The following is a 14,705-nucleotide window of genomic DNA, read 5'->3' as shown; positions in this document are numbered from 1 at the left end:
TTGACCACAATCTTGCTGAGCACCACGAATCCGCCGAGCGCCCCCGCGGTGCCGGCGGCCGTCGTGGTGGTGAGGTTGATCACCAGGTCATAGGTGCCGGGGGCGAGCTGGCCGCGCATGGGGACGGAGGCGGTATATCGGCCCGAGCCAGGGGTGAAGGTCAGCTCCACAGGGGGCGAGGTGCGCCTCGAATCGCCGCCTCCCGCCAGGTCGGCGATGATCTCCAAATTCCAGCGGCCCGCCAGCCAGTCGACGAGCTCGCCGGTGACCTCCCAGCTCACGTCCACGGTCCAACCCTCGTTACTGCGTACGACGCTCGTGGGCTGAGCTCCGGGATCGACAACCTGGCTGTGGAGAACACCGGCTAACTGCTCGGCCGGAACTTTCATCACCTGGAATTCTCCGGTAGCCATTCGATCTCCTTTTCCGGTGGGAACGTCGTCCCCGTGTGAAGGAGCAGAGTGGCGACGGAGGCGGCGAAATACGCGTCCGTGTTGTCAATAGATGACGCTTATCGGTCAGACACCGCCGATCATGATCAGGTCGCCCGGCCCCGCGGTGACGACGCTCTCGCCGTTCAAGGACACGCGGGCGGCGACCGCGGACGACAGGTACTCGTTGACGCCCTTCACCAGCAGGTCGCCCAGGCGGCCGCCGGCCAGCCGCAGCACGGCCGCGCCGCCGTCCGCGGCGACGATCTCGACGGTCCCGTACGGCGTCCGCACGCCGATCGGGCCCGTGTTGCCGGTCTGGACGAGCACGACGAGGTAATGGACGTCTCGCTCGGGATGGCTGCGCAGGAACGCGTCGGCGGCGCCGTACAGCACGAGGCCGTCGCCGAGATCCGGGGCGGCCGACGGGGCGAGCAGGGCGCACGGCGCGAGGTTCTCGTCCAGCGTGGGCACGGGCCCGTCCACCAGCACCCGGCCGCCGCCGTCGGCGTAGCCGGCGAGCAGCCGCTGCACGCTCCGGTGCATGAAGGGCCCGCCCGGCACGGTGACGGAGCGGTACGCGGCCAGCTCCTCGGCGCTCGTGTGCTCCAGGTCGACCAGCGCGTAGTCCAGGCCGCGCTCACGCATCCGCTCGTGGAAGTCCCGCAGCGCCCGGCCGCACCCAGGGCCGCCGGGGCCCGACAGCGCCGCGATCCCGGCGTACGGCAGGTAGAGGCCGAACGCGTCCCGCGCCGTCCCCGCGCACTCCAGGAACTCCGCCCCATGCGCGGCGAAGAAGCCCGCCAGCGCCCGCACCACCGGCGCCTTGCCGGTGGCCGTGCCGCCGGCGTCGATCGGCGCGCAGTCCGGGTACGGCCCGTCGTGCGCCGCGTCGAGGTCCGCAGCCCAGCCCGAGGTGGACACGCCGGTGTAGACGTTGAACCCGGTCGCGCCCGCCGCCATGGCCAGCAGCGACTGGTGGAAGCTGGTCGCCCCGTCGATGTAGGCCGGGTCGTAGAGCCGGGAGAAGCCCCAGTTCTCCTCCAGGTTCGGCCCGGGGGCGCGCTTGGCGGCGATCACGTAACGGGCCTGGGCGTCGCGGTCGGCGGAGACGACGCCCATCCAGTTGGTGAAGCCGTACGAGATGCCGCCCCACAGCTCCGGCCTGACCCTGGCCAGCCAGTCGTCCAGCTCGGGCACGGTCGGCGGGTTCAGGTTGACGACGACGGGCAGGTCGGAGCCGACGGCCTGGGCCCAGACGCGGTAGACCTCGGCCATGTACTCGGCGTGGAAGCGGCCCCAGTCGGCCTGGGCGAGCATCCCGCCCGCCCTGGGCGGCGGCTCGATCTCGGTCCAGTCCCGGTGGGCCGTCTTGTGCGCCGCGTTGTACGCCTCCGGCGTCCCGTACCAGGAGCGCAGCAGATCGCGGTAGAACGCCAGCCCGGACGGGCTGTAGTCGTAGGCGGTCAGCGGCCGCGCCCCGCTGGTGTAGATGCCCTCGTTCGCGATCTGCAGGGCGACGACCGGGCCCTCTGGAGCAAGCACCTCCTTGCCCACGGCGGACAGCCACTGCGTGGTCTTCGTCAGGAACGCGGCGCCCAGCGGCGCGGGCAGCGGCCGGGAGACCGTTCCGTCCCACCAGCACGACGGCTTCCCCTCGGAGTCGAGCAGCGGCTCGATCGAGGGGTCCGCGTCCGGGCAGACCCAATCGGGCAGCCCGCCGTAGCCCACCTCGGCGTGGATGAACGGGCCCGGCTTGGCGATCACCCGCAGCCCCAGCTCGGCGCAGAGCGCCAGGAAGCCGGCGACGTCCCTGGCCGGATGGGTGGCACCGGTGAAGTCGGGCGCCAGGCCCGGCTCCGGCTGGTGGTGCCGCCAGGGCAGGTAGCAGGTGATCACGTCGATGCCGAGCTCGTCCCGCACGGCCCGCAGCCGGTCGGCCCAGACGGCCGGATCGTCGCGGTAGTAGGGGTAGTCGGCGGTCACGAGCGCCTGCCCGTCGATGAGCACGTTCGTTCTCCTCAAGCTTTCAATCCGGTGAACGCGATGCCCTGCAGGATGCGGCGCTGGAACACGATCAGCACCGCGATGACCGGCAGGACGGCGAGCGTGGCGCCCGCCATGATGTAGTACGCCCGCCCGCCGTCGGGGCTGGCGACGAGTTGCTGCAGCGCGAGCGGCAACGTGTAGAGCTCGGGGTCGTTGGTGACGACCAGCGGCCACACGAGGTCGTTCCAGTGGAACAGGAAGCTGGTGATCGTGACGACCGCCAGCACCGGCTTCGACAGCGGCAGCACGATCCGCCAGAAGATCTGCATGCGGCCCGCGCCGTCGATGAGCGCGGCCTCCTCCAGTTCGGCCGGGATCGACAGGAAGAACTGCCGCAGCAGGAAGATGTCCAGCACGGAGGCGATGTTCGGGACGATGAGCCCCCATCCGGAGTCGAACATGCCGAGCGCCTGTGTGACGTGGATGCGCGGCACCAGCAGCGTGATCGCGGGGACCATCATGCCGCCCAGCGTGATCACGAACAGCTTGTCGCGGCCGGGGAACGGGATCCGCGCGAACGCGTACGCGGCCAGCGCGTCCACCAGCAGCTTGGCCGGTACCAGGATGGCGCAGACCCACACGCTGTTGACGAACGCGTTCCCGAGCCCGCCGACGTCCAGCACGTAGTCGTAGTTGTCCAGCGTCGCCGCCCACTCGCCGGTCTTCTTGTCCAGCGGCAGCAGGCTCGGCACCTTGTTGTAGATGTCCTGCCCGTGCTTGACCGAGGTGGCCAGCATCCACAGGAACGGCACCACCGACACGGCCGCCAGCAGCACCAGCGCCACGTAGATGGGGACCTTTCTCATGCCGCCTCCTGCTTGACGAATCTGAACTGCAGAGCGGTCACGATCATGATGAAGACGAGCAGGATGAACGACATCGCGCAGGCCGCTCCCATCGCGTCGTAGCGGAACGCGAAGAGGTAGAGGTGCAGCACGTACGTCAGGCCCGACTGCTCGGGGCCGCCGGTGACGCTGCGCCCGTTCCCCGAGAAGATCACGTACACCAGGCCGAACACCTGCAGCGCCGCGATCACGCCCGTCACCAGCAGGTAGAAGGTCGTGGGCCGCAGCATGGGGAAGGTGACCCGCCAGAACCGCTGCCAGGGGCCGGCCCCGTCGATGATCGCGGCCTCCGTGATCGCGCCCGGGATGCCCTTGAGCCCCGCCAGATAGATGATCATCGAGATGCCGCACTGCCAGGCCGCGATGAACGCCAGCGCGGGGATGACCAGTTCGGGGGTGTTGAGCCAGTTCTGCCCGGGGATGCCGAACAGGCCGAGCACGGAGTTGATCAGGCCGTACTGCGGGTCGTAGAGCCAGCGCCAGATCGCGCCGACCGCCGCCTCGGCCGTGACGACCGGCAGGAACAGCAGCAACCTGAACATGTTGGAGCCGCGCTTGATCGCGTTCAGCAGCAGCGCCTGCACCAGCGCCGAGATCATGGTCAGCGGGACGGCGATCAGCGTGTACTGCAGCGTGACCTGGACCGACCTCCAGAAGTGCGGGAACTTGACGTCGTCGAAGAGCAGGTCCGCGTAGTTGGCCAGGCCCACCCAGTTGGCGTCGGAGCGCAGGTTCCAGTCGGTGAAGCTGTAGTACAGGGCGGACAGAGCCGGATAGAGCAGAAATATCAGGAAATAGGCGAGCGCCGGGGCGACCAGCAACCAGCCGATGAGCCGGTCGCGGCGGCGTGCTGAGGGCCGCCGCCGTGACCTGGTCGCCACCTGCGCTTCCGCCAGTGCGGGAGCGGTCACGTCAGCCGTTCCAGCCGAGCAGGGAGCGCGTCTTGGCCGCCGCGTCCGTCAGCGCCTGCTGGGCCGTGACCTTGCCGGTCAGCGCCGACTCGATCGCCGGGGCGATGATCTCGTCGTTGACCTGGATCCACTGCGGCACGGCCGGTCGCGCGTGCGCCACCTTGAGCTGCTCCAGGAACGCCGCCTGCTCGGGGCCGCCCGCGACCACCTGCGCCTTGAGGTTGACGGGGAAGCCGCCGAACGCGTCGGCCACCGCGCCGTTGTTGGTCTCGTTCGCCAGGAACGCCAGCCACTTCCACGCCAGATCGGCGTTCTTGCTGGAGGAGAAGACGACGGAGTCCTCGCCGCCGATGTTGCCGGCCGGCTCGGTCTTGTACGGCAGCGGCGCCACGCCGAAGTCGAGGTCGGGGAACTGCTCGTGGATCGTCGGCACGTCCCACGGGCCGGAGATCGTCATGGCGGCCAGGCCGTTCTCGAACGGCTTGTCCGAGTCGGTGATCTGGCGCGGCGAGGACTTCAGCAGGTCCACCCAGAGCTGCAGTGCCTCCACCGCGGGCGGCTGGTCGAACAGCACCTTCTTGCCCGCGTCGTCCACCATCTGGCCGCCCGCCCCGTGCACGATGCCGGGGAACATCCAGGCGCCGTACCCGTCGCCCTTGGGGACGTTCATGCCGGCGACCTTGGCGTCGGCGGCGTGCACCCGGTCGGCGGCCTGCTTCAGCTCGTCCCAGGTCTTGGGCGGCGCCGGGACGAGCTTCTTGTTGTAGAAGAGCGCGACCGTGGTCTGGTCCTGCGGGAGGCCGTAGAGCTTGCCGGCCGCGCGGTTGGTGTCGAGGGCGCCCTTGTAGAAGGCGGCCTCTTCGACCAGGCCGGCGGGCACCTCCTTGATCGTGCCGTCCAGGGCGTACTTGGACACCAGGGGCTGGTCGAGAATGCCCGCGTCCGGCGCGCTCTTGCTGGCCACGGCGCTGCCGAGCTTGGTGTTGTAGTCGTCCTTGGGGATCTTGACGATCTTCACCGTGACGCCGGAGTTGGCCTTCTCGAAGTCCTTGCGGACCTTCTCGATGACCTGCCCGGCCTGCGGGGTGCGGTCCTGGTACATCCAGAACGTCAGCGTCTTCTCCGCGGAGTCGCCGCCACCGCCGCCACAGGCGGCCAGCCCGGCCGCGAGCACCGCCGCTAAGGCGCCACGCACAAGTACTCGGCTCATAGTCGTCTCCTCGTTGGGGGGATGGCCAGACCATAATCTAAGTCGCGAAAAAAGTCAGGGATGGCCCGGAAACGCTTCGGTAACACCCGGTTCATGGCGATTTCGGGTTTTGAACTAACATGGCGAGGCATCCGGGGAGAGGACGGGGACGAGAATGGGCACGTCAGAGCGCAGGACCGTACGGGATCTCCGCAGGGGCAACCGGGCGATGCTCCTGCGCGCGCTCTACTTCGGCGGCCCCGCCAGCCGCAACGAGCTGTCGGCCGCGACCGGGCTGAGCGCGGCCACGGTCAGCACCATGACCGGCGACCTGCTCTCCGAGAATGTCATCGTCGAGGCCGGCCAGGTCGACTCCGACGGGGGCAGGCCCCGCGTACTGCTCAAGGTCAACCCCGCCTACGGGTACGCCGTCGGCGTCGACGTGGGGGAGACCCAGGTCAGCGTCGAGCTGTTCGACCTGGACATGACCAAGCGCGCCAGGGCCCACTACGCGGTCCGCTCGGCCAAGCACGACCCCGAGCTGGTCGCCCGGCACATCCTGGCAGGCGTCGAAGCCGTGATCGCCGAGGGCGACGTGCCCGCCGATCGGGTGCTCGGCGTCGGCGTGGGCGTCCCCGGAATCGTCGAGCCGGGACCGGACGCGCTGGTGCGCGCCAAGACGTTCGGCTGGCAGGCGGTGCCGCTGGGAGCGCTCCTACGGGCAGGCACGTCGCTGCCGCTGTTCGTGGACAACGGCGCCAAGACCATGGGGCAGGCCGAGCTCTGGTTCGGGTCCGGAAAGGGCACCCGCGACGCGATCATCGTGCTCATGGGCTCGGGCGTCGGCGGCACGATCGTGACCGACGGCCACATCTACCGGGGCGCGGGCAAGGCCGCCGGAGAGGTGGGCCACCTGAAGCTGGTCGCCGGCGGGCGGGCCTGCCGGTGCGGGGCGCGCGGCTGCCTGGAGGCGTACCTGGGGGGCGAGGCGATACTCGAGCGCGCGGGCGTCGAGGCCGACTCCGCCGACGAGGAGGCCGCGCTGGCCCGGCTGCTCGACGAGGGCTCCCCGGTCATCGCCGAGAGCGTCGAGCTGCTGGGCGTGGGCCTGTCGAGCCTGGTGCACCTGTTCAACCCCGAGCGCATCGTCATCGGCGGCTGGGCGGGGCTCATGCTGGGCGGCCGGTTGCTGGCCGAGATCAGGGCGGCCACCGCCGCCAACACGCAGGCGCAGCCGTTCGAGCCTTCGACGGTCGTGCTCGGCCGCCTCGGCGCCGACGCCGTGGCGCTCGGCGCGGCGACGCTGGTGATCGAGCCGTTCTTCGTGGACGCCGCGTTTCACCGGGCTGTCAGCACTATTGCCTAGGAGTTAAATCAAGCATTGACATAAGTCCCGGCCGCAGGCACGCTCTGCTCGATAGAGCGCTCTCTCACCACCCCCCAGTTCGTGAGGAGGAGCTGTGCACCCCCGCCGAAGTACCGCCCTCATCTGTGCCCTCATCGCCGGTCTGATCCTGCCGGCCCTGGTCGCGGCCCCCGCGCTGGCGGCCGACCCGCTCCTGTCGCAGGGCAGGCCCGCGACCGCCTCCTCGACCGAGAACGCGGGCACGCCCGCCTCGGCCGCCGTGGACGGCAACGCCGGAACGCGCTGGTCCAGCGCGTTCAGCGACCCGCAATGGCTCCAGGTGGACCTGGGCGCCACCGCCGACGTCACCAGCGTCGTCCTGCAATGGGAGGCCGCCTACGCCAGGGCCTTCCGCATCCAGGTCTCGGACAACGCCTCCACCTGGACCGACATCTACTCGACCACGACCGGCCCGGGCGGCACGCAGACGCTGAACGTGTCCGGCCGCGGCCGCTACGTCCGCATGTACGGCACCACCCGCGCCACCCAGTACGGCTACTCGTTGTGGGAGTTCCAGATCTACGGCACCACCGGCTCGACCCCGCCCGGCGGCGGCGACCTCGGCCCCAACGTGCACGTCTTCGACCCGTCCATGTCGTCGGCGAGCATCCAGTCCACGCTCGACTCGGTCTTCGGCCAGATGGAGTCGAACCAGTTCGGCCTCCAGCGCCACGCCTTCCTGTTCAAGCCGGGCAGCTACAACGTCAACGCCAACATCGGCTTCTACACCTCCATCGCCGGCCTCGGCCGCAACCCCGACGACGTGACCATCAACGGCCAGGTCCGGGTGGACGCCGGCTGGTTCGGCGGCAACGCCACCCAGAACTTCTGGCGCTCGGCCGAGAATCTGTCCATCACGCCCCCGGGCGGCACCAACCAGTGGGCGGTCTCGCAGGCGGCGCCGTTCCGGCGGATCCACGTCAGGGGCAACCTCAACCTGGCGCCCACCGGGTACGGCTGGGCCAGCGGCGGCTACATCGCCGACAGCAAGATCGACGGGACCGTGCAGCCGTACTCGCAGCAGCAGTGGTTCACCCGCGACAGCACCATCGGCGGCTGGCTCAACGGCGTCTGGAACATGGTCTTCTCCGGCGTGGCCGGCGCGCCGGCGCAGTCCTTCCCCGACCCGCCGTACACGACGCTCGACACCAGCCCGGTGACCAGGGAGAAGCCGTACCTGTACGTGGACGGCTCCGGGAACTACCAGGTGTTCGTCCCGGCCCTGCGGCAGAACTCGCGCGGCGCGAACTGGCCGGGCACCGGCACCTCGATCCCGCTCACCCAGTTCTACGTCGCCAAGCCCTCCGACACCGCGGCCACCATCAACGCCGCGCTCGCCTCCGGCCTGCACCTGCTGTTCACGCCCGGGATCTACCACGTCAACCAGACCATCAACGTGAACAGGGCCGGCACGGTCGTGCTGGGCCTCGGCTACGCCACGATCATCCCCGACAACGGCGTCGTGCCCATGCGGGTGGCCGACGTGGACGGGGTCAAGGTCGCCGGGCTGCTGTTCGACGCCGGCGGCGTCAACTCGCCCATCCTCATGGAGGTCGGCCCGGCCGGCTCGACCGCCTCGCACGCCGCCAACCCCATCTCGATCCAGGACGTGTTCTTCCGCATCGGCGGCGCCCACGCCGGCAAGGCCACCACCAGCCTGGTCGTGAACAGCGACAACACGATCATCGACCACATCTGGGCCTGGCGCGGCGACCACGGCACCGGGATCGGCTGGACCGTCAACACGGCCGACACCGGCCTGATCGTCAACGGCGACGACGTCACCGCCTACGGGCTGTTCGTCGAGCACTACCAGAAGTACCAGGTCATCTGGAACGGGCAGCGCGGCCGGACCATCTTCTTCCAGAACGAGATGCCGTACGACCCGCCCAACCAGGCCGCCTGGATGAACGGCTCCACGCGCGGCTACGCGTCCTACAAGGTCGCCGACTCCGTCACCTCGCACGAGGCGTGGGGGCTGGGGGCGTACTGCTACTTCGATGTCGACCCGAGCATCGTGGCCGAGCGCGGCTTCGAGACACCGGTCAACTCCGGCGTGCGCTTCCACGATCTGCTCACCGTCTCCCTCGGGGGCAACGGGACGATCGCGCACGTCGTCAACAACACGGGAGGCCCCGCGCAGGGCACGGACACGATCCCGGTGAAGATCGTCACCTATCCCTGACGCGTACCATGCCGGGGCCGAGCTCGGCGACCCCGCTGACGCCCAGCAGCTGAAGGGTGCGTACGAGCTCGGTGTGCAGCAGGTCGAGCACCCGCCGCACGCCGGGCTCGCCGCCGGCCATCAGCCCGTACAGGTAGGCCCGGCCGATGAAGCAGGCCCTGGCGCCCAGCGCGACCGCCGCGGCCACGTCGGCGCCGCTCCGCACGCCTCCGTCCAGGAAGACCTCCGTGCGGTCGCCCACGGCGGCCACCACGTGGGGCAGCAGCTCCAGCGGCGTGGGGGAGCGGTCGAGCTGCCGCCCGCCGTGGTTGGACACGACGATGCCGTCCACTCCCACGGCCGCCAGGTCCTTGGCGTCGTCCACCCGCTGCACCCCTTTGACCAGCAGCGGCCCCTGCCATGCCGACCTGATCCACTCCAGGTCGGCGATGGTCACCGAGGGGTCGAACATCATGTTCGTGATCCCCGCCAGGTCGTCGGGCGCCCCGTCGACCGTGGCGAACCTGAGCGGCTCGCTGGTGAGGAAGTCGAACCACCACGCCGGATGCCGCGCCGCCTGCAGCACGCTGCGCCAGCGCAGGGAGGGCGGGACCGTCAGCCCGTGCCGCACGTCGCGCAGCCTCGCCCCGGCCACAGGCACGTCCACGGTCACCACGAGCACGTCCATGCCCGCGTCCCGCGCCAGGGCCAGCGAGTCCAGGGTGCGGGCGCGGTCGCGGACCACGTACAGCTGGAACCAGTTCCACCCGCCGGGCGCCGCGGCGGCCACAGCGGCGGCGGTCGTGGTGCCCATGGTGGACAGCGTGTACGGCACGCCCGCCCGCTTGGCCGCTCTTGCCACGGCCCGCTCGCCCTCGCGGTGCATCATCCTGGTGAACCCGGTGGGCCCCAGCACGACCGGCATCGCGATCCGCCGGCCCAGGATCTCGACGGCGGTCGGGGCCTCGGCGACGTCGCGCAGCACCCGCGGGCTGAACTCCACCCGTTCGAACGCCTCCACCGCCCTGGCCATCGACCGCTCGCCCTCGGCCGCGCCGTCCACGTAGTCGAACACCATGTGCGGGGCGCGTTTCCTGGCGAGCAGCCTGAGGTCCGCGACGTCGGCGGCGTCCGCCACCCGCTGCGCCCGCGAGAGCCGGGGCCACGTGGGCATGACCGCACGCAGCTCCCGCCACCGAGGTAGGCGCCTGGGCTCCCGCTGACTCTTCTCGATATCCAGGACGCTACCAAAGGTACGGTTAAGTCGTGATCGACGACTGGACCACGCTGGCGGGGGAGTCGCCCGCCTCCCTGGCCACGGGGGCGGAGCTGATCGCCCGCTGGTCCGAGCCGCACCGCCGCTACCACACCCTCGACCACCTCTCCGCCGTCCTCGCCGCGGTCTCCCAGCTCGCGGAGCCGGCCGGTGATCTCGCGGCCGTGCGCCTCGCCGCCTGGTTCCACGACGCCGTCTACGACGGGCGGCCTGGCTGGGACGAGGAGCGCAGCGCCCAGCTCGCCCAGTCCAGGCTGCGCGGGTGCGGGGTGCCCGCCTCACGGGTGTCCGAGGTGGCCAGGCTGGTACGCCTCACTGCCGCCCACGACACGCTGACCGCGGGAGACCGGAACGGCGCCGTCCTGTGCGACGCCGACCTGGCCGTGCTCGGCCGGCCCGGCTATGACGATTACGCGGCCAGGATCCGGCAGGAGTACGCCCACGTGCCCGACGACCTGTTCAGGATGGGACGCGCCGAGGTGCTGCGCCGGCTGCTGGCCGTACCGCGCCTCTACCGGACGGAACGCGCGCGCGAGCTGTGGGAGGAGCGGGCGCGGGCGAACATGTCAGGGGAGCTGGCGGCTCTCACGGGCATGCGAGATTAGCGGCGTTTGCGGCGGCGGAGGCCGGAGGCGACCAGCCGTAACAGCAGCTCCCGCGAGCTGACCGCCTCCGCGCCCAGCTCCACCGCCCGGGCGTGCACGGTCTCCGGCACGTCGTAGTGATCCCGGTCGAACGCCCGCTCGGGCACCCCGAGCCGCGAGGCGAAGTCGTGCAGCTCCTCCAGCGAGCTGTCGCTGACCAGATGCGACCACATCAGGCCGCGCGGACCGGGCCAGTTGGGCGGATCGATGAGAACGGTCACGACGCCAAGGGTAGGGTCACGACGTCACGGGCGGGACCTTGCCCTGGATCGCCAGCTCGGCCAGGTCGGACACCACGACCTCGGCGCTCGCGGCGCGCAGCTCGGCCGCGCCGCCTTCCCTGGCCACCGCGACGACCAGCCCGAACCCGCCCTTCCTGCCCGCCTCCACTCCGGGCAATGCCGCCTCCACCACCGCGACCTTGACCGCGGGCAGCGCCAGACGGCGCGCCGCCTCCAGGAAGAGCGCGGGGTCGGGCTTGCCGGGCAGGTTCATCAGCGCCGCGTCGTTGCCGTCCACCAGCAGGTCGAACAGGTGCATCACGCCGGCCGACGTGACCAGCTTGCGGCCGTGCAGGCTGGCGGAGACCGCCGCCGTACGGGCGCCCCGCCGGCGCAGCTCGTGCAGGAGCACCACCGTGGACGGGAACGCGGCCACCCCGTACTTCTCCACCTGCGCCATGAAGATCTGGTCCTTGGCCAGGCCGAGCCCGTGCACGGTCGCCGCGCCCGGCTCGTCGTCGGGTGAGCCCTCGGGCACCGTGATGCCGCGTGCCGTGAGGAAGGCGCGGATGCCGTCGAGGCGCGGGCGGCCGTCCACGTGGCGCAGATAGTCGTCGCGGATGTCGAACGGCGCCGAACGGCCGCGCAGGAACGCGTCGAAGACGTGCTTCCAGGCGGCCGCGTGCCCCCGAGCGGTGTCGGTTACCACGCCGTCGGTGTCGAACACGACGGCGCTGATCGAGGTCAGGTCGATGACAGGCTCGTTCACATTGCGAACGTAGCTTCTCTACCAGGCGACGGGTAGTTCTTTGACTCCGTAGACAATGGCGAGTTCCCTGAACGGCACCTCGCCCGCGACGTGCAGCCCCGGGAAGCGGCGCAGCAGGGCGGGGAAGGCGATGCGCATCTCCATCTGCGCGAGCGGCGCGCCGATGCAGCGGTGGATGCCGTGGCCGAACGCCATGTGCGAGCCCGCCATCTCCCTGCCGGGCTGTACCTGGTCCATGTCATCGCCCAGGGCGGGGTCGCGGTTGGCGCCGGTGAGCGAGCAGAGCACCATCTCGCCCTTCTTGATCGGCACGCCGTGCAGCTCGAGGTCGTCGCGGGCGAAGCGCGGGAAGGCCACCTGGACGACCGTCATGTAGCGCAGCAGCTCCTCGACGACGTCGTTGATGTATCCGTCGACCTCGCGCACCTTGGCGGCCTGCTCGGGGTTGCGCAGGAGCCACAGGGTGCCGAGGGCCAGCATGCTGGTGCTGGTGTCGTGCCCACCGGTCAGCAGCCCGTCGGCCATGCTGGCGAGCGTACGGTCGTCGAGCTCGTCACCGTGCTCGCGCAGCAGCTGGCCGAGCAGCCCGTCGCCCGGGTTCTGCCGTTCCCGCGCGACCAGGTCGGTCAGATACGTCATGGCGTCGTTGATCGCCTGCAGTGACGCCTCCGGCCCGGCCGTGAAGTCGAACCGGTCCTTGCTGATCTTCACGAAGCCGGCGCGCTCCTCGTACGGGACGCCGAGCAGTTCGCACACCACCAGCGACGGGATCGGGAGCGCGAACTCCTCGACCAGGTCCACCGGGGAGCCCTTCGCCTCGATGCGGTCCAGGTACTCCTGGACCATCGCCTCGATGCGCGGCTCCAGCCTGCGCAGGCGGCGCATGGTGAACTCGGGGGTCAGGTACTTGCGCAGGCGCGTGTGCTCGGGCGGGTCGCGGAACCCCAGGCCGCCCGGGTCCTCCTGGTTGGAGCCCAGGCCGATCACCCCGGCGAAGTCGTTGCTGAAGCGCTCGTGGTCGCCCAGGACGCTCCGTACGTCCTCCCAGCGGGTGACGAGGTACACGGTCTGGCCGCCGGGGATCTCCATGGGGAAGACCGGGTGCTCGGTCCGGATGCGTCCGAGCTCGCCCACGGGGTCGAAACCTTCGCGCATGAACTGGACGAGGGGGAACTCATTGTCTGACATCGATATCCGTCCTGCTGGGATACATCACACCATGTCGGGATAAATCCCTGCATAGATGGTGCCATCAGGAACGGTGAATGTTGCCCTCCGAAAGGACGAATTTCCACCCCACCCTACGGACCCCTTCGCCACGGCGGTGGAACGCTCTACCCGCCCTGCCCGGCCAGGACCGTGGTCGCCTCGCTCCGATGGTGGGCGTACGGGGGCGGTTCGGGCGGCGGCGCCTCGGCTGACAACGACGGCGGGGCGGGCTTGGGCTTACGCGGCTCCCGCACCCCGCCCTCTGGCGGGTCGTCGAACGGGAAGTCCTTGCCTTCGGGCCCGTGCGGCTCCCCGGGCCCGAACCCGGGCAGCCAGGCGGGCGCCCCGCTGGGAAGAGCACGACGTCTGCGCGATCGTTTGCTCACCATTCCCCTCCTTCCGGGCCCATTGTGCGCCCGCCCCCGCCACACGAACAGCCGTAATCCACGCCTCTATCCCTCCCGCCACCCCGGCGCCCGTCCCGCCGCCCTTCCCCTCGGCTACCTCCGCGTCACCCGCGGCGCTCCGCCACCGGTCACCCGGCCACCACTCCGTGTCATCCACACCCTTCCGTCAAGGCCGGAACAGCAGTGAAACAGGGGCAAAATGGGGCTGGAGATGCCGTTTGGCGTACAAGATGGCGACATTCTGCGATGATCTCGTCGCATAGAGCCGGAGTTTGAGCCTCACGGATAGTGACTGATGCCGACATTTGAGGAAATAGCAGCCTTCGTCACCGAGAAGCCGCTCGCCACCGCCGTCATCGCCCTGCTGAGCCTGGCGGGGTTGGCGCTGGCGTTCCTGGTGATCAGGGTCGCCTGGCGCGCCATCGCCTGGTTGATCACCCGATACGTCGCCCCCCGCCCCATCGAGGACGTGCTGACCATCGTCGCGGCGTCCATCGCCACCGGCGTGTCGGCGCAGGGCATGTGGCGCTTCTCCGGGGACGTGCTGGGCCTGGACGGGCCGCTCAGGCTGCTGCTGTTCGCGTTCATCGAGGTCGCGATCATCACGAGCGCGGTACGCGCCCGCCGCAACATGCGCGAGAACTTCTCCGCCGGGATCGACGGCATCGCCGTGTGGGCGCTCACCTGCCTGACCGCCGTGCTGTCCAGCATGGACGCGCGCAGCCTGCCCGAGGCGATGTTCAGGCTGGCCGCGCCGCTGGTGGCCGCCTGGTTGTGGGAGCGCGGCATGGCCATCGAACGCCACCGCATCCGCGGTACCGGCCGCATCAACTGGCGTCTGACGCCCGAGCGGCTGCTGGTCAGGATGGGCCTGGCCGAGGTCAGCGACCGTACGGCGAGCGAGGTCGACGCCCACCGCAGGCTGACCCGCGTTGCTTTGGCCGCCAAGCGGGCCAAGGCGTTGCGCGAGGGCGGGGCCTCCGACCGCAAGATGCGCGCCGCGCTGGCCAAGCTCGACAAGGCCATGGACCAGGCCGTCGAGCACACCGGGCTGGCCGTCGACCAGGCCCGCCAGGAGGCGCTCCTGGCCCAGATCGCCGCCCTCTACAACACCAGCGCCCTCATCGACGCCGACCCCCGCGTACCGTGGGAGCCCGAGGCCGACCACCATCCGGTGCCCGCCCG

14 protein-coding genes are annotated in these 14,705 nt (G+C 70.3%); 4 read left to right on the top strand and 10 right to left on the bottom strand.

The window, feature by feature from the left end; genetic code table 11:
* The 5 genes from AB0J09_RS35920 to AB0J09_RS35900 form a co-directional block, all read right to left on the bottom strand.
* Positions 1 to 413 (bottom strand): hypothetical protein (locus AB0J09_RS35920; protein WP_360700870.1); only part of this gene is annotated, 413 nt, incomplete at its 3' end.
* 105 nt (positions 414 to 518) lie between these two features.
* Positions 519 to 2,441, bottom strand: a complete 1,923-nt coding sequence (locus AB0J09_RS35915) for a beta-galactosidase (protein WP_360700867.1) — start codon at positions 2,439 to 2,441, stop codon at positions 519 to 521.
* An 11-nt stretch (positions 2,442 to 2,452) separates the two neighbouring features.
* On the bottom strand, positions 2,453 to 3,286 hold the full coding sequence (locus AB0J09_RS35910) for a carbohydrate ABC transporter permease (protein WP_360700864.1): 834 nt from the start codon (positions 3,284 to 3,286) through the stop codon (positions 2,453 to 2,455).
* Complete coding sequence (locus AB0J09_RS35905; protein WP_360700862.1) at positions 3,283 to 4,236, bottom strand: sugar ABC transporter permease; 954 nt, start codon at positions 4,234 to 4,236, stop codon at positions 3,283 to 3,285. Before AB0J09_RS35905 ends, AB0J09_RS35910 begins: the two co-directional genes overlap by 4 nt.
* 1 nt (position 4,237) lies before the next feature.
* Positions 4,238 to 5,446, bottom strand: coding sequence for an ABC transporter substrate-binding protein (locus tag AB0J09_RS35900; protein ID WP_360700860.1), 1,209 nt, complete (start codon positions 5,444 to 5,446; stop codon positions 4,238 to 4,240).
* Between the two features lie 154 nt (positions 5,447 to 5,600).
* Between AB0J09_RS35900 and AB0J09_RS35895 the strand changes: the two genes are divergently transcribed.
* Both AB0J09_RS35895 and AB0J09_RS35890 read left to right on the top strand, forming a co-directional pair.
* Positions 5,601 to 6,791 (top strand): ROK family protein, encoded by a 1,191-nt coding sequence (locus AB0J09_RS35895; protein ID WP_360700857.1) that lies wholly within the window; start codon positions 5,601 to 5,603, stop codon positions 6,789 to 6,791.
* Between the two features lie 94 nt (positions 6,792 to 6,885).
* On the top strand, positions 6,886 to 9,015 hold the full coding sequence (locus tag AB0J09_RS35890; protein ID WP_360700855.1) for a discoidin domain-containing protein: 2,130 nt from the start codon (positions 6,886 to 6,888) through the stop codon (positions 9,013 to 9,015).
* On the opposite strand, the gene AB0J09_RS35885 is transcribed toward AB0J09_RS35890, so the two are convergent.
* Positions 9,002 to 10,168 (bottom strand): alpha-hydroxy acid oxidase, encoded by a 1,167-nt coding sequence (locus AB0J09_RS35885; protein WP_360700852.1) that lies wholly within the window; start codon positions 10,166 to 10,168, stop codon positions 9,002 to 9,004. The genes AB0J09_RS35890 and AB0J09_RS35885 overlap by 14 nt on opposite strands.
* Positions 10,169 to 10,260: 92 nt before the next feature.
* On the opposite strand from AB0J09_RS35885, the gene AB0J09_RS35880 reads away from it, so the two are divergent.
* Complete coding sequence (locus tag AB0J09_RS35880) at positions 10,261 to 10,875, top strand: metal-dependent phosphohydrolase (RefSeq protein WP_360700849.1); 615 nt, start codon at positions 10,261 to 10,263, stop codon at positions 10,873 to 10,875.
* Here the strand turns inward: AB0J09_RS35880 and AB0J09_RS35875 are convergent.
* The 4 genes from AB0J09_RS35875 to AB0J09_RS35860 form a co-directional block, all read right to left on the bottom strand.
* Positions 10,872 to 11,135 (bottom strand): DUF4031 domain-containing protein, encoded by a 264-nt coding sequence (locus tag AB0J09_RS35875; RefSeq protein ID WP_360700846.1) that lies wholly within the window; start codon positions 11,133 to 11,135, stop codon positions 10,872 to 10,874. The genes AB0J09_RS35880 and AB0J09_RS35875 overlap by 4 nt on opposite strands.
* A 16-nt stretch (positions 11,136 to 11,151) precedes the next feature.
* Positions 11,152 to 11,904: an HAD family hydrolase gene (locus tag AB0J09_RS35870; RefSeq protein WP_360700844.1), complete on the bottom strand. Its 753-nt coding sequence runs from the start codon at positions 11,902 to 11,904 to the stop codon at positions 11,152 to 11,154.
* Between the two features lie 18 nt (positions 11,905 to 11,922).
* The gene (locus AB0J09_RS35865) at positions 11,923 to 13,092 is read right to left on the bottom strand and encodes a cytochrome P450 (RefSeq protein WP_360700841.1); all 1,170 of its coding nucleotides are present in this window, start codon (positions 13,090 to 13,092) and stop codon (positions 11,923 to 11,925) included.
* Positions 13,093 to 13,238: 146 nt separating this feature from the next.
* Entirely contained in the window at positions 13,239 to 13,502 is a 264-nt protein-coding gene (locus tag AB0J09_RS35860) for a hypothetical protein (RefSeq protein ID WP_360700839.1), read from the bottom strand.
* Between the two features lie 313 nt (positions 13,503 to 13,815).
* Here AB0J09_RS35860 and AB0J09_RS35855 point away from each other — a divergent pair.
* A partial coding sequence (locus AB0J09_RS35855; RefSeq protein ID WP_360700836.1) for a hypothetical protein occupies positions 13,816 to 14,705 on the top strand: 890 nt, incomplete at its 3' end.

It is taken from the genome of Nonomuraea sp. NPDC049784, assembly GCF_040659615.1.
GTDB lineage: Bacteria > Actinomycetota > Actinomycetes > Streptosporangiales > Streptosporangiaceae > Nonomuraea.
Note: the sequence above shows the minus strand (reverse complement) of the source record. Positions and strands in the feature narration are given on the sequence as shown.